Source organism: Rhizorhabdus sp. GW822-FHT03C02 (assembly GCF_058801765.1).
In genome coordinates this window covers 1,157,237-1,178,223 of the sequence record NZ_JBXANN010000001.1, presented here as the reverse complement: position 1 = coordinate 1,178,223, position 20,987 = coordinate 1,157,237, and the positions used below count along the sequence as shown (strand labels likewise).

At 70.4% G+C, this 20,987-nt stretch carries 17 protein-coding genes; 13 read left to right on the top strand and 4 right to left on the bottom strand.

The genetic code is table 11. The features are described 5' to 3' along the window. The first annotated feature begins 1 nt into the window (after window position 1). The 8 genes from AC1RM6_RS05415 to AC1RM6_RS05380 all read left to right on the top strand — a co-directional run bounded on the left by AC1RM6_RS05415 (window position 2) and on the right by AC1RM6_RS05380 (window position 9,016). Window positions 2-2,371, top strand: coding sequence for a TonB-dependent receptor (locus AC1RM6_RS05415; protein WP_493098827.1), 2,370 nt, complete (start codon window positions 2-4; stop codon window positions 2,369-2,371). Continuing rightward, the gene (locus tag AC1RM6_RS05410; RefSeq protein ID WP_493098826.1) at window positions 2,358-3,116 is read left to right on the top strand and encodes a DUF2334 domain-containing protein; all 759 of its coding nucleotides are present in this window, start codon (window positions 2,358-2,360) and stop codon (window positions 3,114-3,116) included. The genes AC1RM6_RS05415 and AC1RM6_RS05410 overlap by 14 nt, the downstream gene beginning before the upstream one ends. Window positions 3,117-3,181: 65 nt before the next feature. Next, entirely contained in the window at window positions 3,182-4,351 is a 1,170-nt protein-coding gene (locus AC1RM6_RS05405) for a CDP-glycerol glycerophosphotransferase family protein (RefSeq protein ID WP_493098824.1), read from the top strand. A gap of 49 nt (window positions 4,352-4,400) precedes the next feature. Continuing rightward, entirely contained in the window at window positions 4,401-5,309 is a 909-nt protein-coding gene (locus AC1RM6_RS05400) for a hypothetical protein (protein ID WP_493098822.1), read from the top strand. Continuing rightward, complete coding sequence (locus tag AC1RM6_RS05395) at window positions 5,306-5,809, top strand: DUF2141 domain-containing protein (RefSeq protein WP_493098820.1); 504 nt, start codon at window positions 5,306-5,308, stop codon at window positions 5,807-5,809. Before AC1RM6_RS05400 ends, AC1RM6_RS05395 begins: the two co-directional genes overlap by 4 nt. Continuing rightward, complete coding sequence (locus tag AC1RM6_RS05390) at window positions 5,806-6,981, top strand: glycosyltransferase (RefSeq protein WP_493098818.1); 1,176 nt, start codon at window positions 5,806-5,808, stop codon at window positions 6,979-6,981. The genes AC1RM6_RS05395 and AC1RM6_RS05390 overlap by 4 nt, the downstream gene beginning before the upstream one ends. Further along, window positions 6,981-8,132: a glycosyltransferase gene (locus AC1RM6_RS05385; protein ID WP_493098816.1), complete on the top strand. Its 1,152-nt coding sequence runs from the start codon at window positions 6,981-6,983 to the stop codon at window positions 8,130-8,132. The genes AC1RM6_RS05390 and AC1RM6_RS05385 overlap by 1 nt, the downstream gene beginning before the upstream one ends. Further along, window positions 8,120-9,016: a glucosamine inositolphosphorylceramide transferase family protein gene (locus AC1RM6_RS05380; RefSeq protein ID WP_493098814.1), complete on the top strand. Its 897-nt coding sequence runs from the start codon at window positions 8,120-8,122 to the stop codon at window positions 9,014-9,016. The genes AC1RM6_RS05385 and AC1RM6_RS05380 overlap by 13 nt, the downstream gene beginning before the upstream one ends. Here the strand turns inward: AC1RM6_RS05380 and AC1RM6_RS05375 are convergent. The 4 genes from AC1RM6_RS05375 to AC1RM6_RS05360 all read right to left on the bottom strand — a co-directional run bounded on the left by AC1RM6_RS05375 (window position 9,003) and on the right by AC1RM6_RS05360 (window position 13,246). After that, window positions 9,003-10,082, bottom strand: a complete 1,080-nt coding sequence (locus AC1RM6_RS05375) for a glycosyltransferase family 4 protein (RefSeq protein ID WP_493098812.1) — start codon at window positions 10,080-10,082, stop codon at window positions 9,003-9,005. The two genes, AC1RM6_RS05380 and AC1RM6_RS05375, sit on opposite strands and share 14 nt — an antisense overlap. After that, window positions 10,082-11,434, bottom strand: coding sequence for a lipopolysaccharide biosynthesis protein (locus AC1RM6_RS05370; RefSeq protein WP_493098810.1), 1,353 nt, complete (start codon window positions 11,432-11,434; stop codon window positions 10,082-10,084). Before AC1RM6_RS05370 ends, AC1RM6_RS05375 begins: the two co-directional genes overlap by 1 nt. After that, a complete protein-coding gene (locus AC1RM6_RS05365; RefSeq protein WP_493099550.1) occupies window positions 11,427-12,635 on the bottom strand; it encodes a CDP-glycerol glycerophosphotransferase family protein in 1,209 nt (402 codons plus the stop codon). Before AC1RM6_RS05365 ends, AC1RM6_RS05370 begins: the two co-directional genes overlap by 8 nt. Window positions 12,636-12,700: 65 nt before the next feature. Then, the gene (locus tag AC1RM6_RS05360; RefSeq protein WP_493098808.1) at window positions 12,701-13,246 is read right to left on the bottom strand and encodes a phosphatase PAP2 family protein; all 546 of its coding nucleotides are present in this window, start codon (window positions 13,244-13,246) and stop codon (window positions 12,701-12,703) included. A 196-nt stretch (window positions 13,247-13,442) separates the two neighbouring features. Between AC1RM6_RS05360 and AC1RM6_RS05355 the strand changes: the two genes are divergently transcribed. Genes AC1RM6_RS05355 through AC1RM6_RS05335 form a run of 5 tightly spaced genes read left to right on the top strand, consistent with a single transcriptional unit; the run spans window position 13,443 to window position 20,978 of the window. After that, a complete protein-coding gene (locus AC1RM6_RS05355) occupies window positions 13,443-14,438 on the top strand; it encodes an efflux RND transporter periplasmic adaptor subunit (RefSeq protein WP_493098806.1) in 996 nt (331 codons plus the stop codon). Next, window positions 14,438-17,539 carry an efflux RND transporter permease subunit gene (locus AC1RM6_RS05350; RefSeq protein ID WP_493098804.1) on the top strand — a complete coding sequence of 1,034 codons (3,102 nt, stop codon included), beginning with the start codon at window positions 14,438-14,440 and terminating at the stop codon, window positions 17,537-17,539. Before AC1RM6_RS05355 ends, AC1RM6_RS05350 begins: the two co-directional genes overlap by 1 nt. After that, complete coding sequence (locus AC1RM6_RS05345; RefSeq protein ID WP_493098802.1) at window positions 17,536-18,924, top strand: efflux transporter outer membrane subunit; 1,389 nt, start codon at window positions 17,536-17,538, stop codon at window positions 18,922-18,924. The genes AC1RM6_RS05350 and AC1RM6_RS05345 overlap by 4 nt, the downstream gene beginning before the upstream one ends. 4 nt (window positions 18,925-18,928) lie before the next feature. Next, on the top strand, window positions 18,929-19,603 hold the full coding sequence (locus AC1RM6_RS05340; protein ID WP_493098800.1) for a response regulator transcription factor: 675 nt from the start codon (window positions 18,929-18,931) through the stop codon (window positions 19,601-19,603). Then, complete coding sequence (locus tag AC1RM6_RS05335; protein WP_493098798.1) at window positions 19,593-20,978, top strand: sensor histidine kinase; 1,386 nt, start codon at window positions 19,593-19,595, stop codon at window positions 20,976-20,978. Before AC1RM6_RS05340 ends, AC1RM6_RS05335 begins: the two co-directional genes overlap by 11 nt. The last annotated feature ends 9 nt before the right edge of the window (window positions 20,979-20,987 follow it).

Sequence of the window (20,987 nt, the reverse complement as noted above, 5' to 3'; positions counted from 1 at the left end):
CATGACCGCCGGTTCGCGGCCGACCGGACATCGGATCGTGATCGTCGCGGCCGCACTGGCGACCCCGGCGATCGCCCAGACGGTGCCGCGCTTCGACATTCCGGCCGGACCGCTGCCCGAGGCGATCGTCGCGTTCGGCGCGCAATCGGGCCTGACCGTCGGCGTCACCGGATCGATCGCGGGTCTGCGCGGCCATGCGGTCAAGGGCCGGATGCCGCCCGATCGCGCGCTGCGCCGGCTGCTCGCCGGCACCGGGCTGACCATCGACCGGATCGACGCGCGGACCTTCCGGATCGTGCGGCTGGCCGTCGCGGCGGCGCCGACGCGCCCGGCGCCGGTCCCGGCCGTCGCGTCCGTTCCCGCCATCCCCCAGGAGATCGTCGTCACCGCCAGCAAGCGCGGCACCCGGATCGGCGACTATGCCGGGGCGGTCTCGATCCTCGACGGCAGGTCGCGCGCGCTGGCGCGGATGGCCGCGCGCGGCAGCGAGGCGCTGGTCGACAGCGTGTCGTCGCTGTCGTCGACCAATCTCGGCCCGGGTCGCAACAAGCTGATCATCCGCGGCATCGCCGACAGCAGCTTCACCGGTCCCAGCCAGGCGATCGTCGGCCAATATCTGGGCGACGTCCGGCTCAACTATAATGCCCCCGATCCCAATCTGAGCCTGTACGACCTCGACCGGGTCGAGATCCTCGAAGGGCCGCAGGGCACGCTCTATGGCGCCGGATCGCTCGGCGGCATCGTCAAGCTGGTGCCGAGTGCACCCGATCCGAACGGCTGGGCGGGGGCGGCATCGGCCGGCCTGTCGAGCACGCAGGGCGGCGCGAGCAGCAGCGATGCGTTCGGGATGATCAACATCCCGCTCGCCGCCGACCGCGCCGCACTGCGCTTCGTCGGCTATCGCACGATCGCTGGCGGCTATATCGACGATATCGGTCGCGGCTTGCGCGATGTGAACCGGTCGAAGACGCTCGGCGGCCGGGCGGCGCTGCGGGTACGGATCGGCGACAGCTGGACGATCGACGCCGGCGCGCTGATCCAGAACATCAACAATGCCGACAGCCAATATGCCGAGCGCGGACTGCCGCCCTATCGGCGATCGAGCGCGATCGCGCAGCCGTTCGACAACGACTATCGGCTCGGCGACCTCACGATCAGCCGGCACTGGAACGGCTTCGACCTGGTGTCGGCCACCGGCGTGGTCAGCCATGATGTCGAGGAAAAATTCGATGCGACCGGCTATCCGTCACCGCTGCCGAGCCTGTTCGACCAGGAGAACCGCATCGTCCTGATCACCAACGAGACCCGGCTGTCGCACCGCGCCGTCGACGGCGATGGCTGGCTGGTCGGATCGAGCTTCATCAGCAATGGCGAGCGGCTGACCCGCACGCTGGGACCGGTCACCGCACCGATGCGCATCGCCGGCATCCGCAACAATCTGACCGGCGGCGCGATCTATGGCGAGACCACCTTCGGCGTTGTTCGCCATGTCCAGATCACCGCCGGCGGGCGGCTGACCTATACGCGGCTCGCCGGTACCGTGCTCGACCTGCCAGAGGACAGCCGCAGCGAGCCCAACCGCAACGAATTCTCGGTACTGCCGCTGCTCGCGCTCTCCTGGCGGCCCGACCCGCGGCTCAGCATCTATGCCCGCTATCAGGAGGGCTATCGCGGCGGCGGCCTGTCGGTCGCCGCAACCGGCACCGGCGACGGCGTCACCTCGCAGCGCTTCCGCGGCGACAGCATCGCGACCCTCGAGTTCGGGGCGCGGTTCGCGGATCCGGCCAGCGACCCGCTGAGCGGAGCGATCGGGCTGACCTATGCCAAATGGGAGCATATCCAGGCCGATCTGGTCGATTCCGCCGGACTCCCCTACACCGCCAATATCGGCGACGGCCGGACGATCGGGCTTGAGGCCAAGATCGGCTGGCGGCCGCTGGCGGGGCTCGCGACCGAGGCCAGCATCTTCGTCAACGACAGCGACCTTACGCGGCCCGAAGATGCCTTCGCCGATTTCCGCCACGCCGAACTGCCCGATATCGCCCGGGTCGGCGCGCGTGCCGCGATCGCCTATCGAACCAACCTGCGCGGCGCGATCGGCCTGTCGATCGACGCATCGGTACGCTATTTCGGCCATTCCCGGCTCGGGATCGGCACCGGGCTCGACATCGTCCAGGGCGGCTATATCGACACCTCGCTGAGCGCGCGGGTCGGAACCGAGCGTTTCGGCATTTCCGCCGACATGACCAATCTGCTCAACGACGACGACAACCGCTTCTCGCTCGGCAATCCGTTCGGGGTGATGCTCGGGCGGCAGATCACCCCGCAGCGCCCCCGTACGATCAGGATCGGGGTCGATGGGCGCTTCTGACAACCCGCCGGCCAAGCGCATGCTCGCGTCGATCCACGATGTCGGGCCGCGCTTTTCGGACCCGGTCGACCGGCTCGCCGACCGTCTGTCGCGGCATCTCGGCGGTCCGCGCTTCGCGATGCTGGTGGTCCCCGATCATTGGGGCGAGGCGCCGATCGCGCACGACCGCGCCTTCCATCGCCGGCTGCGCGGATGGTATCGCGACGGCATCGAGATGTTCGTCCATGGCTGGTATCATCGCGACGACAGCCGACATCGCGGCATCGCCGGGCTGAAGGCGCGTCACATGACCGCCAGCGAAGGCGAATTTCTCGGGCTCGACCGGCGCACCGCGCTCGAACGGATGCAGGCGGGCAAGGCGATGATCGAGGATATCATCGGCGGCCCCGTCAGCGGCTTCGTGGCGCCGGCCTGGCTCTATGGCGAAGGCGCGCGCTGGGCCCTGGTCGAGGCGGGCTTCGCGATCGCCGAGGATCATATGCGGGTGTGGAGTCCGATCGACGGCCGGCAGCTCGTGCACGGGCCGGTCGTCACCTGGGCGAGCCGCAGCCCGGGCCGCATCGCCAGCTCGCTGCTGTTCGCGCGGGCGGCGCGGCAGGTGCTGCGGCCGATGCGCACCGTCAGGGTCGCGGTGCACCCCGGCGACGCCGGGGTGCCGGCGCTGCTCGACAGCATCGACGCCACCTTCGCCAGCCTGATGCGCGGCCGATCCGCCGCACGCTACGACGCGCTTCTGGAAGATTAGTCCCTGAATTCGTTATCCCGGTGCGGTTGGCCGTGCCGTCCCCTGTCGATTGTCAGGGGAGGCCAATGATGGCGGAACGGCGCGACATCGGATTTCTGTTCGTCGGCGGCATGCACCAGGCGATGCACATCGCGCCGCTCGCCGCCGCGCTGGCCGCCCGCGACGTCGCGGTCACCGCCTATGTCAACGACGCGGCGGATGCCGACGCCCTCGCCGCCCTGCTTGCGCGTCTCGACCGCCGTCCGGTGGAGATCGAGGTGTTGGCGCTTCCGCGCTGGCTCCGCTCACCGCTCAGACGCTATGGTGGCAAGGAATTGCGGCTGTTGCTCGCGCGCCGGCGGCTGCTGCGGCACGACGCGCTGGTCGCCGCCGAGCGCACCTCGACGATCCTCAAGCGCCTGCCGGGTCGCAAGCCCCGGATGATCCATGTCCCCCATGGCGCCGGCGACCGCGCCAAGGGGTTCGAACCCCGCATCGCGCTGTTCGATCATGTGATCACCGCCGGCGAAAAGGACCGGCGACGGATGATCGAGCACGGCCTCGTCGCTCCCGAGAGCTGCACCGCTTCGGGATCGTTGAAGGTCGCGGCGATCCTGCGCACCATCCCCGCCCCGATGAGTCCGTTCGCCGGTACGCGGCCGATCATCCTCTACAATCCGCATTTCGACCGCCGCCTGTCGTCCTGGACGCATTTCGCCTGGGCTCTGACCGAACGGATCGTCGCCGACGGCCGCTATAATCTGATCGTCGCGCCGCATGTCCGGTTGTTCGCCGCGCTCGACCCCGCGGAGCGCGCCCGCTGGCTGGGCCGCGACCCGGCCGACAATCTGCTGATCGACTTCGGGTCGGCGCGGTCGATCGACATGGGCCATGTCCGCGTCGCCGACATCTATCTCGGCGACGTCAGCAGCCAGGTCTACGAATATCTGGTCGAGCCCCGGCCGGCGGTCTTCATCGACGCGCACGATGCCGACTGGCCCGACAATCCCGACTATCTGATGTGGCGCTTCGGCGCGGTCTGCCGCAGCGGCGACGAGATCATGGCGGCACTCGCGTCGGCTGCTGCCCGACACCGCGACTATCGCGACGCGCAGGTCCGGGGCGTTCGCGACGCGCTGGGTCCGATCGAGGGCGCCCCCGAGCGCGCCGCGCGACAATTTCTGGCCGCGCTCGACCGCGTCCCGTCGGCTGCGCGCCCTGCGACGAAATATTCGTCGCAGGGCGATGCGGGTTGAACGGGCCCGTGCCGTCCCACCGCGGACAGGGCGAGCGGAAAGGTGTTTCGTGTCGACAGAATCGCTGACTATTTCATCGCAGCTTCCTTCGCTTCGCCTTCCCGAACGATCATGGCAAAAATGGCTTTCCGCGGCGATCTCGCTGGCGCTGCTCGGGGCGATCCTCCTCCAGTTCAACCGGATCGGCATGGCCCGATTGCGCGACGCATTGCCCACCGCACCGGGCTTCTGGATCGCGCTTGCGGCTTATTATCTCGCCCTCCCCGCCTCCGAGTGGCTGATCTACCGACGGCTCTGGGCGCTGCCCGCGTCGGGCTTCGCCGCGCTGCTGCGCAAGCTGGTGAGCAACGAAGTCCTGCTCGGCTATAGCGGCGAAGTCGCCTTCTACGGCTGGGCACGCGCGCGGATGCGGCTGGCGTCGACCCCGTTCGGCGCGATCAAGGATGTCAGCGTCACCTCGGCACTGGCGGGCAATATCGCGACCCTGTTGATGATGGCCGCGGCCTGGCCGTTCCTCGACCGGCTCCATATGCCGGTGTCGGGCCACCAACTGGCGGCGTCGGTGACCGCGGTGATCGCGCTGACCGCGGTCGTCGGCTTCCTCAAGGGGCGGATATTCTCGCTGCCGGCGCGCGACCTGCGCTATGTCATGGCGGTGCATCTGGCGCGGGTGGCGCTGACGACGGCGCTGTCCGCGCTGCTGTGGCATTGCGCGCTGCCCGAGGTCGCGCTGTCGACCTGGATATTGCTCGCGGCGCTGCAACTGCTCGTCACCCGGCTGCCGCTGGTCCCCAACAAGGATCTGGTGTTCGCGGCGACGACCTGCTGGGTGGTCGGCGCGGCCAGCGGGATCGGCCCGCTGATCGCACTGGTTGCCGCGCTGATCCTCGCCGCGCATCTGATGATCGGCGCCGCCCTGGCGATCGTCGACCTGTTCGATGCGGCCGACGCGGCATGATCGCGCAGGCGCTGGCGATGGCGGCGGTGATCGCGTCGAACCCGTCGCTCGGCATCGCCGAAGGCCGGTGCCGCTCTGGCGAGCCGGGCCCGGCGTTCGAAGTGACGGTCGAAGGACTGATGGACCGCAGCGGGCAGTTGCGGCTCGAACTCTATCCCGCCAACGACACCGACTTCCTCGCCGACGACAATCTGCTGATCGCCGCCGGCAAGCCGTTCGCACGCGTGGTCGCCGCCCTACCGGCCCAGGGGCCGGTGACGCTGTGCATCCGCGCGCCGCGACCGGGGCGCTATGCGCTGTCGCTGCTCCACGACCGCAATGCGGATCACCGCTTCACCCTGAGCAGCGACGGGATCGGCTTCGCCGGCAATCCGCGGCTCGGCTGGTCGAAACCCAAGGCGGACAAGGCCAGCGCGACGGTCGGCCAGGAACTGGCCCGAATCGCGATCCGTCTCAACTATCGGCGCGGTCTCGGCATGCGCCCGCTGGAGGCCCCATGAAGATCGTCGACGTCTGCGCTTTCTACACCCCGCATGGCGGCGGCGTGAAAACCTATATCGACCAGAAATTGCGGATCGGCACCGCCATGGGGCACGAGATCGTCGTCATAGCCCCGGGCACCGAGGACCGGGTCGAAGCGCGTCCCGAGGGCGGACGCATCGTCCACCTTGCCGCACCCGCGCTGCCGTTCGACCGGCGCTATCGCTATTTCAACGATCCGGCTCGGGTCCATGCGCTGCTCGACGCCGAGCGTCCCGACATGGTCGAGGCGTCGTCGCCATGGCGCACCGCCTCGATCGTCGCCGACTGGCGCGGCGACGCACCGCGTGCGCTGATCATGCATGCCGATCCGCTGGCCGCCTATCCCTATCGCTGGTTCGGGGCGGTCGCCGACCGTCCGGCGATCGACCGGCAGTTCGCCTGGTTCTGGAATCATCTGCGCCGGGCGGCGGCGCGCTGCGACATGGTGGTGAGCGCCAATCCCGGCCTGTCGCGCCGGCTGCAGATGGGAGGCGTCCCGGCGGTGTCGACGATCCCGCTCGGGATCGATCCGGACACGTTCAGCCCGGGCTTGCGCGACGAGGCGATCAGGCGCGACCTGCTCGCCCGCTGCGGACTCGATGGCGACGCGCTGCTGCTGCTCGGCATCGGTCGTCACGCGCCCGAGAAGCGCTGGCCGATGGTGATCGATGCCTGTCTGCGCGCCGGCGTGCGCCGCAAGATCGGGCTGGTGCTGATCGGCGAAGGACGCGACCAGGCGCGGCTGCGCCGCCATGTCGGCGCCAGTCCGCATATCCATCTGCTCGCGCCGATCCGCGATCGCGCGCTGATCGCGCGGGTGATGGCGAGCGGCGACGCGCTGATCCATGGCTGCGAGGCCGAAACCTATGGGCTGGTCGCCGCCGAGGCGGCCGCGTCGGGACTGCCGCTGATCGTCCCGAGCGATGGCGGCGCCGCCGACCTCGCTACCGCGGAAACCGCGGAAACCTATCGCGCGGGCGACGTCCATGACGCGGCCCGGGCGATCTTGCGGCTGGCGCGGCGCCATCCGGCCGCGGCAGCCCGCGCCGCCGCGATCGCCGCCGGGCATGTCGGGACGATGGACGGGCATTTCGCGCGGCTGTTCGCCGCTTATGGCGGCTTCGCACGAATCGACAGGATCGCGGCGTGATGCACTGGCAAAGCCCCCGACGCGCCGGCCATATCGCGATCCTGCTCCACGATTTCTCGACCGGAGGCACCGAGCGGATCGCGATCCGGCTCGCCAATCGCTGGGTCGCCGCCGGGCGCAAGGTGACGATCGTCTGCGGCACCGACGAAGGCCCGGTCCGGGCCCTGGCGGCGGCGGCGATCGAGGTGATCGCGCTCGATCCGCCGATCCGGCGCAGCCCGGTGTCGCGCTGGCAGCTCGCCCGCCATTTCGCGCCGGTCGTCGAGCGGATCGCGCCCGACCTGATCTTCGCGCCGGGCAATTTCCATTTGCCCGTCGCCGGCCTGCTCGCGCGCCGGATGGGCGAAGACCGCCCGCCGCTGATCTGCAAGCTCAGCAATCCGCTCCACCGCGACGGTCGCGGCCCGATCGGCAAGTGGATCTTCAAGCAGGTCCTGCGCACCTTCGCCCGCCCGGTCGACGGCTTCGTGGCGATGTCGCGCAACCTTCATGCCGAGGCGTGCCGGATGCTCGGGCCCGCCTGGATCGACCTGATCGGCGAGCCGATCCTCGACACCGACGGCGATATCCCCGGACCGCCCGACGCGACCCCGCTGATCCTGTGCATCGGCCGGCTGGTCGCGCAGAAGAATTTCCTGCGCGCTATCCATGCGTTCGAACATGTCGCGGCCCGCACCGACGCCCGGCTGGTGATCCTCGGCGAGGGCGTGCAGCGGGCGCGCCTGACGCGCGAGATCGACCGCATCGGCCTGGCGCATCGGATCGACATGCCCGGCCATGTCGCCGACGTCCGTCCCTGGCTGGCGCGGGCGCGGGTGCTGCTGATCAGTTCGGACTATGAAGGCTATCCGGCGGTGGCGGTCGAGGCGCTGGCGATGCACCGGCCGGTGGTGGCGACGCGCTGTTCGCCGGCGATCGAGGAGTTCCTCCCGCATCCCGGGTTCGGACGGGTCGTACCCGACGATCCCGAAGCGATCGCGGCGGCGATCGTCGAAACCCTCGCCGCACCGCTGCCGGGCGGACGCGAGTTGGCGCATTTCCTCGACGGGCACCGGATCGGCAAGAGCGCCAGCCGCTATCTCGAGCTGTTCGACCTCGCCGTGCGCCGCCGGGCGCGGCGCCCCGCCGGAGCCGCGACATGCCGCGACTGACCGACATCTGGCGGGTCGGCATCGTCGAGGCCCCCCTCACGGAGATCGCGGTGACGGGGCTCGGCACCCACAAGATCGGCTGGATCTCGACGACCCGGCCATTCACCTTCCTCGCCGACCCGTTCGGGCTATGGCGCGACGATATCCTCCACCTGTTCGTCGAGGCCTATGACTATCGCGACCGGCGCGGGCGGATCGATCTGCTCCGTTTCGACCGCAGCTTCGCGATGATCGACCGCCAGACCTGCCTGAACGAGCCATGGCATCTGTCCTATCCGTTCGTGTTCGAGGCCGAGGGCGAGACCTGGATGCTTCCCGAGGCGCACCGGTCGGGCGGTCTGCATCTCTATCGCGCGACCGAATTTCCGCTGCGCTGGGAACGGCACGCGACGATCGCGCTCGACGGGGTCGCGGTCGACGCCACTCCGGTCTTCCACGACGGGCTGTGGTGGCTGTTCTACACGGTCGCGACCAGCAGGCAGTCGAAGATCGGTGCGCTCCATCTCGCCTTTGCCGAGAGACTGGCCGGCCCATGGCGCTGCCATCCGCGCAATCCGGTGCGGTTCGACGTCGGCAGCGCGCGCCCGGGGGGAAGCCCGGTGGCCATCGGCGGCATCCTTGCGGCGCCGATGCAGGACTGCACCCGCACTTATGGCGGCGGTATCCAGATGCTGTGGATGGACCGGCTAACGCCCGACGACTTCCACGCCCAGCCGGGCCGGACGATCATGCCACGGCATGATTTCGCGCCCTTCGCCGACGGGTTGCACAGCCTGTCGGCGTGTGGCGACATCACCCTGATCGACGCCAAGCGGATCGACCGGAGCTGGCGCGGACTGGCCATCGACATCGGCCGCGCCGCGCGCGGGGTCAGAAGGACCTGATCCGATCCAATATCTCACGGCCGCGCTCGGCGAAGGCGGCCGGGCCGAACCGCAGCAGGACCCGGCGGCGCGCCGCCTCGCCCAGCCCCGCAAGCATCTCGGGATAGCTGAGCAGATGCGCGATCGCGCGCGCCAGCGCCTGGGGATCGTCGGGGGCGACGGTCAGGCCGCAGCTCTGGTCGATGCTGTACTGGAGTTCGCCGACCGCCGAGGCGATCACCCCGACCCCGGCCTGCATCGCCTCGTGCGCGGCGATGCCGAAACCTTCGGAGCGCGACGGCTGCAGATAGAGATGGCGCCCGCCGAGAAAATGGCCGGGCCGCTCGACGAAACCCGCCAGCCGGACATTGGCGAGTCCGGCATCCGCGATCGCCGCCTCGAGCGCGCCGCGTTCGAGGCCTTCGCCGCCGATTGCCACCTCGAACGGCGCGGCGGGGCGGAAATCGGCGGATTTGAGGATCGTCAGCGCCGCGATCAGCACGTCATAGCCCTTGACCGGATGAAGCCGGCCGAGGCTGCCGATGCGGACGATCTGCCCCGGGCGCCACGGCTGCGACTGCGGCGCCGCCGGATCGGCTGCGAAGATCGGCCAGCAGGCGAGCCGCGACGGCGGCACCGCCAGCCGCTTCGCGGTCAGATCGGTCACGCATTCGGAATCGCCGATCCACAGCCGCGACAGAGGCTGGGTGGCGCGCAGCAGCCGGCGGTTGGCGGGCTTGAGATAGGCGGCGTGCTGCCAGCTGATCACCGGCCGCCGGCGCTTGAGCCCGGCCAGCTGGCCGAGCAGGGTCGCCCGGGTCAGCGAGGTCCAGATATGGCTGGGTTGCCAGTCGTCGAGCGCCGCGTCGAGCCAGCGAAACGCCGGCCAATGGTCGGTATCGCCGCCGGAGCGGACCCGAACGTCGAGCCCGGCGTCGAGCATTGCCGGCAGCCCGCGCCGATCGCGCGGGGTGAGCGCGAAGATGCGGACTGCGGCGCCTTCGGCCTGCAGGGTGCCGACGATCGCGGGCACCGGGGTCGCGGCCCCGCCCCCTTCGACCGAGTTGATGACATAGGCGATGCGCATCAGGGCTGGGCCATCGCCGGTCGGTGCACGCCATCGTCGGTGGTCGCGCGATGGAGAAGGAACACCAGCAGCAGCACGGTCGCCACCGCCTGGAGCCCGGCCTGGAGCCCGGCCCCGGCCAGCCCGAACCGCAGCAGCGCGGGCGGCAGCACCGCCAGGCAGAGCAGCGACGCCGCAATATTGGCGAGCACCGACCAGCCCGGCCGGCCGAGCGCGACCAGCGCCGAGCCGATCGGCGGCGCGGCGACCAGGATCAGCCGCGCGCTCGCGAGCCAGCCGATCAGCACCGCAGCGCCGGCAAAGGCGCTGCCGCCGAGCAGGACGGCGAGCGGCCGGGCGGCGACGGTCATCGCCAGCACCGCCGGCGCGGCCATCGCCAGTGCGAGCGCGATGCAGCGCCACAATGCCCGGCGCAATGCCGCGCCGGTCGCCGCGCCACCGCCCGCGACCAGGCGGGCGAATTCGGCATAGGCGGCCTGGCCGAGGATCTGCGCGGGCTGCTGGATCACCACCCCGGCACGCTGGGCGATCGCATAGAGGCCGGCCGCGACCGGCCCCATCACCCAGCCGATCACCAGCGGCACCATCCGCCCCGACAATTCGGTGAACGTGATATCGGCATTGGCGGCGATCATGAACCGCCAGATGCCCGGATTCTCGCGCCGCGCACCGGTGGCGCGGCCGATCAGCCGATGGCCGGCGACATGCACCCGCGCGACCCACCACCCCAGCGCCCACATCGCCAGCCATTCGGCAAGCGCCGCGACCAGCCAGGCGACCAGAAAGCCGCGCAGGCCGGCGCCCGCCAGCGCCGCGACGGTCGCACCCGCCAGCCGCACCAGCGGCGCGACGACGCCGTGCGCGCCAAGCAGGTCGAAGCGGCCGACGAGCTGGAGATAGCCGGCCGGAGTCGCCCGGATCGAGGCGAGCACCGCGAACGCATAAAGCGTCGCGAAGCCCTGCGCCTCGGCCGACCAGCCGAGCCGCGGCCCGATCAGCGGCGCGAGCGCGGCCGCCACCATGACCGACGCCAGGCCGCCGATCGCCTCGATCCCGGCGGCGAAGCGCAAAAGCCGTATCAGCCGCCCGCGATCGCCGGCCTCGAGCGCCTGCGCGCCATAGCGGACGATCGCATGCCAGCCCGGAAATTCGACGACCCCGCCGACCGCCATCGCATAGCCATGGACGAGGATGAGCACGCCATAATCGGCGGGGCCGAGCGCGCGCGCGGCGATCATCATATAGACGAGGCTGATCAGGCCGGCGGCGGCCTTGCCGCCGATCAGCAGGCCGAGATTGGCGTAGATCCTTCGAACGATCCCCCGACCCCGCCCGGCAGGCAGGTCAGCCATAAGCGCGGCGGTCGGGATGTTCGACCGATGGCGGCCCGAAATCGCAGCCGAGCGCATCGGCCACCGCGCGGGCGGCACGCTGTGACGACGGCTCGTCGGTCAGGTCGAAGCTGTAGTCGAACAACTCCTGCTGGACCGGGCGGTAGAGATCGGCATGGCGGGTCTGGGCGAAGCCGAGCGCGGTTTCGAACCGGGCGAGATCGCGCACCACCGGACCGGTCCGCCAGTGCGCGAAATTGGGATCGCCGTCGGCGTCGATCCCCTGTGCGTTCAGGAACAGGCAGGGCCGCGGCCGGACGAGGAACTCGTAGACCTGGCTGCTGACGTCGCCGAGATAGATATCCGCCCGGTTGGTATAGGCCATCGTCGTCGAGGCGCGGCTGCCCAGGTCGATGTGGATATTGGGCGCCCGCAGATAGCGTTCGTCGATATGGCCGGGCCGGTCGATCCGCAGCCGGTCGATCGTCAGCACGAACGGCCGCTCGAACAGCATCACATGCGGCGCAAAGATCAGGTGATATTCGTCATGTTCGACGAACCAGTCCAGAATCTGCCGGCCCCAGCGATACCAGGACGACAGATGCGGCGAAACATGGGGATTGTAGAGCACCACCGGCCGGCCGTCTTCGCACATCGGGTGCACGCCCGGCCGCGGATCGACCATGTCGAACTTGGGATAGCCGACCACCGAGATTTTCGCGGGCGGCAGCCCGGCCTCGGCGATCAGCCGGTCGCGGATCTTGGTGCCCGACACCAGCACATGATCGAACCCGGCGCTCGCCTTGTCGAAACCGATCGCCCGGTCGCCGGCGCCATGCCGGGTGTGGATGATCCGGAGATGGTCGAGGCCGTAGCGGGTCTTGAGCACCAGCGAGGTCTTCTCGGCGACGACCAGCGCGTCGAGCGCGCGGAAGAAATCGAGATTGTCCTGATAGATCAGCAATTTCGTCGCGGGCACCAGCTTTTCGAGCAAGCGCGCCGCGCCGGCGCTCGCCATCCGCCTGAGCCCGAGTTCGACGAGCCGGATGCCGCGCCCGATCTCGGCGCCGCCGAGCCGGACCACCTCGGCGGTGAGCCGCCGGTTGGTGGTGGCGACGACGATATCGAAGCCGAGACCCGACCGCGCCAGCGCGAGCGCGATCGGAAGACTATGCGCGAGCTGGTGGACCTGGTCGTGATTGAAGAGAAATCCTATCCGCATGATCGCCGAGACGCCGCGGCCGCGGCAGACCCGCACCGGCCTGGACGATCATTTTTCGCGCGGCATCAGAATTTCGTCGCCAGCGCCATGCCGCCGCCCCCCGATCCCGCCCAGGGGGTGAGCCGCACCCCGTCGTCGCGGCGCGAGGTCAGCAGAAAGCCGCTCGCGGTACCGATGCCGGCGCCGGCGACGACGTCATACCAGTGATGCCGCTTGGCCTCGACCCGCGCGGTGCCGACGAAGCTGGCGAGCGCGAAGGCCGGCAGGCCCACCTTCCAGCCATAGCGGTTCTCCAGCGTTGCCGCGGCGGCGAAGGAGAAGGATGTGTGCGCCGACGGGAAGCTGTCATTGCCGTTCCCGTCGGGACGCTGCTCATGGACCAGTTGCTTGAGGCCGTAAGCGGTGCCGCCGCCGACCACGAGGCTGCCGCCGGCCATCGCCAGCCCCTTCCAGTCCTCCTCGACGACCGGGACGCCAAGCGCCAATCCACCGAGAGTCAACGCGCCGATCGTGCTCGCACGATCCCAGCTGTGATGGCTGGCGGCGAAGGCGCCGTCGACAGGCCATGCGGCAAGACCGATGCAGAGCGATAGCAGGGCAGGTAAGCGCATCTGGGTTCTCCGAAAATCGAAGGACGACACGCATCGTCGAAACCCGCAGCAACCTCGCCGCCGCCCGTTCGCAACCGCCTTCATCGGCGGGTGATGATGTCGAACATTTCGGGCGATCCCGCCGCGAGGGCGGCGCATTGGGATATCGTATAGCGAAGCCAAGCCCGCCCCAACGCGCTCGCGCTAGGCTGGCGGCATGATCCATCTCCATCGCTCGTTGACGCTGCTGGCCACGGCCGTACTGACATCTGCCTGCAGCGGCGAAAAGGCGCCACCGGCCGCCCCGCCCGCCAAGACCGACATCGTCGCGCATGAGGCCGATCTGCTGCGGTTGACGCTCACGCCGCAAGCCGAGCGGCGGATCGGGGTGAAGATCGTCCGGATCGGCGACGGCGCGGCGACGCCGCTCCGCACGGCGAGCGGCGAGATCGTCGTGCCGCCGAGCGGCGAGGCCGGGGTGCCGACGGGTTCGACCAGCAACCTCGCGCAGATCGGCGCGCAGCAGGCGGTCGCCGACGGCGAGGTCGCGCGAACCGAGGCGCTGGCACGGCTGGCGGCGATCGCCAGCGATCGTGCCACGGCGCTGGTGCGCGAGGAAGCCGGCAGCGTGCGGGCGCGCGATGAAGCGGCGGCGGCGCTCGCCACCGCGAAGGCCGCCGCCGACGCTGCCCGCACCCAGCGTCGCCTGCTCGGCCCGCCGGTCGCGGCGATGGCGCGCCAGCCGATGCTGTGGGTGCGGGTGCCGGTGTTCGGCAGCGACATGGATGCGATCGCCAGCGGGCGCGCGGTCGAGATACGGCCGCTGGGTGGCGGCGACGCCGCCCCGCGCAGCGCGCGGCCCGTCGCCGCCCCGCCGTCGGCCAATGCCGCGACGGCGACGGTCGACCTGTTCTACGCGCTCGACAATCGCGACCATGCCTATCGGGTCGGCCAGCGGGTCGCGGTCGCACTGCCGCTCACGGGGCGCACCGACGGCCTCGCGGTGCCGACCGCGGCGATCGTCCGCGACATCTATGGCGGCGAATGGGTCTATCGCCGCACCGGCGCGCAGACCTATGTCCGCCAGCGGATCGAGGTCGCCAGCGTCGCCGGCAATCGGGCGCTGCTGGCGCGCGGGCTCGATCGCGGCGCGGAGGTCGTCACCGACGGCGCCGCCGAATTGTTCGGCACCGAATTCGGGACGCCGCACTGATGCTCGCCTGGCTCGTCCGCACCGCGCTGACCCAGCGCGTGCTCGTCCTCGCGATGGCGCTGCTGCTCGTCGTGCTCGGCCTGCGCGCCTCGGGCAATGTCCCGCTCGACGTCTTCCCCGAATTCGCGCCACCGATGGTCGAGGTCCAGACCGAGGCGCCGGGCCTGTCGACCGAAGAGGTCGAGAGCCTGGTCAGCGTGCCGATCGAAACCGCGGTCAACGGCGTTCCCGGCCTTGCGACCCTACGGTCGAAATCGGTCCTCGGCCTGTCGTCGGTGGCGATCCTGTTCGATCGCGGCACCGACCTGATCCGCGCCCGCCAGCTCGTCCAGGAACGGGTCGCGCAGGTCCAGGCGCGCCTGCCCGCCGCGGCAAGGCCGCCGGTGATGCTGCCGCCGCTGTCGTCGACCAGCCGGGCGATGAAGATCGGCATCTCGTCGGACCGGCTCGACCAGATGCAGCTTTCCGAATTGGCGCGCTGGACGATCCGGCCCCGGCTGATGGCGGTGCCCGGCGTCGCCAATGTCGCGATCTGGGGCCTGCGCGACCGCCAGCTCCAGATCCTCGTCGATCCCGACCGGCTGCGCGCGGCCGGGGTGACGCTTGCCGAGGTCCGCACCGCCGCCGGCGACGCGGTGCTGGTCGGCGGCGGCGGCTTCGTCGACACCCCGACCCAGCGGCTGGCGGTGCAGCAGAGCGGCGCGATCCGATCGGCCGCCGACCTGGCGCAGGCGATCGTCAAGCAGAGCGGCGAGGCGCCGGTGCGGATCGGCGACGTCGCGCGGGTGGTCGACGGCCATGCCCCGCCGATCGGCAATGCGATCATCGACGACGGCCCCGGGCTGATGCTGATCGTCGAGAAACAGCCGACCGGCAACACCCTCCAGCTCACCCGCGCGGTCGAGGCGGCGATCGCCGAACTCAAGCCCGGCCTCGGCGCGGTCAAGGTCGACACCACGATCTTCCGTCCGGCGACCTTCATCGAACGCTCGATCGACAATCTCACCCGGGCGCTGGCGATCGGCTGCGTGCTGGTGGCGGCGGTGCTGTTCCTGTTCACCCGCGACTGGCGGCAGGCGGTGATCAGCCTGGTCGCGATCCCGCTGTCGCTGCTCGGCGCCGGGCTGGTGCTGCTGTGGAGCGGCGCGACGATCAACACGATGGTGATCGCCGGGCTGGTGATCGCGCTGGGCGAGGTCGTCGACGACGCGATCATCGACGTCGAGAATATCGCGCGGCGGCTGCGCCTCAACCGCGCCGCCGCCGATCCGCGCCCGCCGTTCGAGGTGGTGCTGGCGGCATCGATCGAGGTGCGATCGGCGGTGCTGTTCGCCTCGCTGATCGTGATGCTGGTGTTCCTGCCGATCTTCTTCCTGGGCGGGGTCGCCGGCACCTTCTTCCGGCCGCTCGCGATCGCCTATGTGCTGGCGATCGCCGCGTCGCTGCTGGTCGCGCTGGTCGTCACCCCGGCGCTGTGTCTGATGCTGCTGCCGGGCGCCCCCGCCGGCGCCGAAGCCGACATGCGCTGGGTGGCCGCCCTCAAGCGGCGTTATGCCGGGCTGCTGCCGACCATGATCGCGCGGCCGGGCCTGGCGATCGGCATCGTCGCGGGCGGACTGCTGCTCGCCGGCGCCGGCTATGCGTCGTTCAAGGACCAGTTCCTGCCCGATTTCCGCGAGACTGACTTCCTGATGCATTTCGTCGAGAAGCCCGGTACCTCGATCGAGGCGATGGACCGCATCACCATCCGCGCCTCGAAGGAATTGCGCAGCATCCCCGGGGTGCGCAATTTCGGCGCGCATATCGGCCGCGCCGAGGCCGCCGACGAGGTGGTCGGCCCCAATTTCACCGAATTGTGGATCAGCCTCGACGAGAGTGTCGATTATGACGCCAGCGTCGCCCGGATCAAGGCGGTGATCGACGGCTATCCCGGGCTCTACCGCGACGTGCTCACCTATCTGCGCGAGCGGATCAAGGAAGTGCTGACCGGTGCCGGCGCGACCGTGGTGGTGCGGATCTTCGGTCCGGACCAGGCCGAGCTGCGCGCCGCCGCCGAGCGGGTGCGCGGCGGGATCGCCGGCATCCCCGGGGTCGCCGACCTCAAGGTCGAACAACAGGTGCTCGTGCCGCAGATCCAGATCGTGCCGCGCCCGGCCGATCTCGCGATGCTCGGGCTGACCGCGGGCGAAGTGCGGCGCCAGGCGCAAACGCTCGTCGCCGGACAGAAGCTCGGCGAGATCTACCGCGACCAGAAGGCGTTCGACGTCGCTTTGTGGGGCGAACCCGCGATACGCGGCGACATGCACGCGCTCGCCGACCTGATGATCCAGACCCCCGCCGGCGCGCCGGTGCGGCTCCGCGACGTCGCCGATGTCCGGATCATGCCCGCGCCCAACGAGGTGAAGCGCGAAAACGGCCAACGCCGGATCGACGTCACCCTGAACGTGAAGGGCGCCGACCTCGGATCGGTCGCCCGGTCGGTCGAGACGGCGGTGGCGAAGATGCCTTTCGCGACCGGCTATCATCCGAAGATCCTCGGCGAATATGCGGCACTCAAGGAGTCGCGCCAGCGGCTGTGGACGACCGGGCTACTGTGCCTGTTCGGCATCGCCCTGCTCGTCTGGCTCGAATTCCGATCGGGCCGGATCACCGCTCTGGTCGCGCTCAGCCTGCCCTTCGCGCTGATCGGCGGGGTGATCGGCGTGATGCTCACCGGCGGGGTGCTGTCGCTCGGCTCGCTGGTCGGCTTCGTCACCGTCATCGGCATCTCGGCGCGCAACGGCATCATGCTGCTGTCGCATTACGACCATCTGCGCCGGGTCGAGGGCGAGGCGTTCGGGCCGGCGCTGATCCTGCGCGGTGCCGAGGAAAGGCTGGTGCCGATCCTGATGACCGCCGCCTGTGCCGGCCTCGCGCTGGTGCCGCTGATCGCCGCCGGCAACGCGCCGGGGCATGAGATCGAGCACCCGATGGCGATCGTCATCCTCGGTGGCCTCGTCTCCTCGACCTTGCTCAACCTGTTCCTGATGCCGGCGCTCTATGCGCGCTTCGGTGAGGAGAAACGGCGCCCCAACCCCGAACCGACTGGGGTCCCGGCATGATCCGCCGCTTCGCCCCGCTCGCGGCGCTCGCGGCGCTCGCGGCCTGTGCCTGCATGACCGCCCCCGCTCCGCCGCCCACGATCGCGCCCGCGGGGGCGACCGGAGCCTTCGTCGCGGCCCCGGTCGCGTCGATCGCGCCTTTGCCCGACGACTGGTGGCGCCTCTACGACGATCCCGCGCTCGATGCGCTGGTCGCCGCCAGCCTCGCCGCCAATGCCGACCTGCGCGTCGCCTTCGCCAACCTCGATGGCGCCCGCGCGGCGCTGGCGCAGGCGCGCGCATCGCGGCTGCCCCAGACGACGGTCGAAAGCGCGCTGACCGTCGACGACAGCGCCGGCCAGCCGAGCGCCTCGTCGAACGTCCCCACCACCGACTACGACCTCGCGCTGACCGCGAGCTGGGACGCCGATCTGTTCGGCCGGCTGCGGTCCGGCGCGCTCGCTGCGCGTGCCGATGCCGACGTCCAGGCGGCCGCGCTCGACGGGGTGCGGGTCGCGGTCGTCGCCGACACCGTGCTGGCCTATGTCGAGCTGTGCGGCGCTACCCAGGCGCTCGGGGTCGCGACCGAGCAGCTTCGCGTCCAGCAAAGATCGGCGGCGCTGGTCCGCGAGCAGTTCGGCGCCGGCGAGGTCTCGCCGCTCGAGGTCTCGCAGGCGCAGGCGCTGCTCGAGGCGGGCCGCGCGACGATCGCCCCCTATGAGGCAGCGCAGGCCAATGCGCGCTACCGGATCGCGACACTGCAGGGACGCGCGCCGGCCGAGGCGCGGACGATGGCGGTCGCCTGCCCCACCCCACCTCGGCTGCGCGGCACCCTGCCCGTCGCCGACGGCCAGGCATTGCTGCTGCGTCGCCCCGACATCCGCGAGGCCGAACGGCGGCTCGCCGCCGCCGCCGCGCGGGTCGGGATCGCGCGCGCCGATCTCTATCCGCGCGTCAATCTGGGCGGTGCGATCGGCCTGCTGACCGGCGGTTTCGCCGCGACCGCCTCGCCGCTGGTGAGCTGGGCCTTCCCCAATGTCGGGCCGGCGCGCGCCAAGCTGGCGCAGGCGCGCGCCGGCGAGCGCGCCGCGCTGGCGGGCTGGGACGTCGCGGTGCTGCGCGGCCTGCGCGAGGTCGAAAGCGCGCTGGTCGCCTATGACGCCGAGGCGCGCCGCAACCGCGCGCTCGACGCGGCGCGCATCCAGGCCGATCTGTCGGCCCGCCGCGCCGCCGCGCGGGTAAGGCTGGGCGACGCCCCCTCACTGGTCCGGCTCGACGCCGAACGCACCGCCGCGCAGGCCGCGCTCGCCCAGGCGCAGTCGGACCTTGCGGTGGCGCAGGCGCAGGTCGCGCTGTTCCGCGCCCTCGGTGGCGGGTGGCAGAGTGCCACAACCCCGCTACTATGACGCCATGCGCATCCTGATCGTAGAAGACGACATCGACACCTGCCAGTTCGTGGCACGCGGCCTGGGCGAGCTCGGACACCAGGTGCTGACCAGCGGCGACGGCCGCGACGGGCTGTTCCAGGCGACCGAGGGCGGCTTCGACGCGATCGTCGTCGACCGGATGCTGCCCGGGCTCGACGGGCTGGCGCTGGTCAGGGCGCTGCGCGCGACCGGCGACCTCACCCCCGTGCTGATATTGACCGCGGTCGGCAGCATCGCCGACCGGGTGGCCGGGCTCGAGGGCGGTGCCGACGATTATCTGGTCAAGCCCTTCGCCTTTTCGGAACTCGCCGCGCGTGTCCAGGCGCTCGGGCGGCGGCAGATCGCTCCGGCCGAGCCCGCGCGGCTGGTCGTCGGCGACATCGCGATCGACCTCCATCGGCGGATCGTCACCCGCGCCGGCCGGCGGATCGCGGTGCAGCCGCGCGAATTCGCGCTGCTCGCCGAGCTGATGCGCAACCCGCGCCGGGTGATGACGCGGACGATGCTGCTCGAGCGGGTCTGGGATTTCGATTTCGATCCGAAGACCAACATCGTCGAGACCCACCTCAGCCGGCTGCGATCGAAGCTCAACGCCGGCTTCGACGACGACGCGATCGAGACGGTGCGCGGTGCCGGCTATATGATCCGTGAGCGCTAGACCGATCGCAGCCAGGCGCCAATGGTGGCGCTCGACCGTCGGTCTGGTGGTCCTCGTCGCCGCCGGAATCGCCATCGCGACGCTGGCGATCGGCGGCATCGCGTTCGAGCTGATGCACGAAGCGCTCGAACAGCAGCTCGATCACCGCATCGCCGCCGAAACCCGCGCGCTGATCGACGAAGGCCATGACGGCCCCGAAGGGGTTGCCAGCGCGATCCGCCGGCGCGAGGCCGCGCGCAACACCGCCAGCCTCGACTATCGGCTGGTCGCGCCGTCGGGCGACATTCTCGCCGGGCGGCTGGACGCCGTGGTCCCTGCCCGTCCCGGTTATGTCGAACTGCTCCCGTATCGCCGCGACGGCGGGCAGCGGATCGCGCAGTCTCTGACCACGGGCCTGCCCGGCGGCTATCGGCTGTTGGTCGCGGCCGATCGTGCGGTGGTCGACGAAATGGATGCGACGCTGATCCGCCTGTTCCTCGGCGCATTCGGGGCGATGCTGCTGCTAGGCATCGGCGCCGCCTGGCTGGTCGGCGCGATAACGCGTCGACGGCTCATGCAGATCGATCGTACGGCCCTGGCGATTATCGGAGGCGACCTGCGCCAGCGCATCGCGATCGACGGCACCGGCGACGAATTCGACCGGGTCGCAGCCACCCTCAACCATATGCTCGACCGGATCGGCACGCTGATGGACAATCTGCGCCAGGTGTCGAACGATGTCGCCCACGATCTGCGCACCCCGCTGACCCGGCTTCACAACCGGCTCGACGACGCGCTGGCGACCGATGATCGCGACATGCAGCGCGACGCGATCGCCGCGGCGGCGGACCAATCGCGCGAGTTGCTCGATATCTTCGCGGCGCTGCTGCGGATCGCCGAGGTCGAAGGACTGGATCCGCGCGCGCAATTCCGCAGCGTCGACCTCAGTTCTCTGGTCGACGGGATCGTCGAGACCTACGCTCCGGACATGGATGCGAGCGGGCATATGATCGACACCGCGGTTACGCCCGGGCTGATGATCGAGGGCGACAGGCGGCTGCTCCAGCAGATGCTGACCAAGTTGCTCGACAATATCATCGTCCACACGCCGCCCGGCACCCGCGCCAGGATCGAAGTCGCCGAAACCCCCTCGGATGTCCGGCTGACGATCTCGGACAATGGGCCCGGAGTGCCAACGGAAGCCCGCGACACGCTGTTCAGGCGTTTTTCGCGCGCCCAGAAGAGCCGCTCCAGCGACGGGCACGGCCTGGGCCTCGCTCTGGTCGCAGCCATCGCCGCCGCCCATTGGGGAAGCGTCCGTCTCGAAGAGGGACCGGGCTTCACCGTCACAGTGACCCTCGGCCGATCGAAAGCGCTTGCGAGACCGGCGCGGTAGATCGGCCGC

Coding starts and splice junctions, on each gene's coding strand:
- AC1RM6_RS05415 (WP_493098827.1), top strand. CDS start 2: ATGACCGCCGGTTCGCGGCCGACCGGACATCGGATCGTGATCGTCGCG.
- AC1RM6_RS05410 (WP_493098826.1), top strand. CDS start 2,358: ATGGGCGCTTCTGACAACCCGCCGGCCAAGCGCATGCTCGCGTCGATC.
- AC1RM6_RS05405 (WP_493098824.1), top strand. CDS start 3,182: ATGATGGCGGAACGGCGCGACATCGGATTTCTGTTCGTCGGCGGCATG.
- AC1RM6_RS05395 (WP_493098820.1), top strand. CDS start 5,306: ATGATCGCGCAGGCGCTGGCGATGGCGGCGGTGATCGCGTCGAACCCG.
- AC1RM6_RS05390 (WP_493098818.1), top strand. CDS start 5,806: ATGAAGATCGTCGACGTCTGCGCTTTCTACACCCCGCATGGCGGCGGC.
- AC1RM6_RS05385 (WP_493098816.1), top strand. CDS start 6,981: ATGCACTGGCAAAGCCCCCGACGCGCCGGCCATATCGCGATCCTGCTC.
- AC1RM6_RS05380 (WP_493098814.1), top strand. CDS start 8,120: ATGCCGCGACTGACCGACATCTGGCGGGTCGGCATCGTCGAGGCCCCC.
- AC1RM6_RS05375 (WP_493098812.1), bottom strand. CDS start 10,082: ATGCGCATCGCCTATGTCATCAACTCGGTCGAAGGGGGCGGGGCCGCG.
- AC1RM6_RS05370 (WP_493098810.1), bottom strand. CDS start 11,434: ATGGCTGACCTGCCTGCCGGGCGGGGTCGGGGGATCGTTCGAAGGATC.
- AC1RM6_RS05365 (WP_493099550.1), bottom strand. CDS start 12,635: ATGCGGATAGGATTTCTCTTCAATCACGACCAGGTCCACCAGCTCGCG.
- AC1RM6_RS05360 (WP_493098808.1), bottom strand. CDS start 13,246: ATGCGCTTACCTGCCCTGCTATCGCTCTGCATCGGTCTTGCCGCATGG.
- AC1RM6_RS05355 (WP_493098806.1), top strand. CDS start 13,443: ATGATCCATCTCCATCGCTCGTTGACGCTGCTGGCCACGGCCGTACTG.
- AC1RM6_RS05350 (WP_493098804.1), top strand. CDS start 14,438: ATGCTCGCCTGGCTCGTCCGCACCGCGCTGACCCAGCGCGTGCTCGTC.
- AC1RM6_RS05345 (WP_493098802.1), top strand. CDS start 17,536: ATGATCCGCCGCTTCGCCCCGCTCGCGGCGCTCGCGGCGCTCGCGGCC.
- AC1RM6_RS05340 (WP_493098800.1), top strand. CDS start 18,929: ATGCGCATCCTGATCGTAGAAGACGACATCGACACCTGCCAGTTCGTG.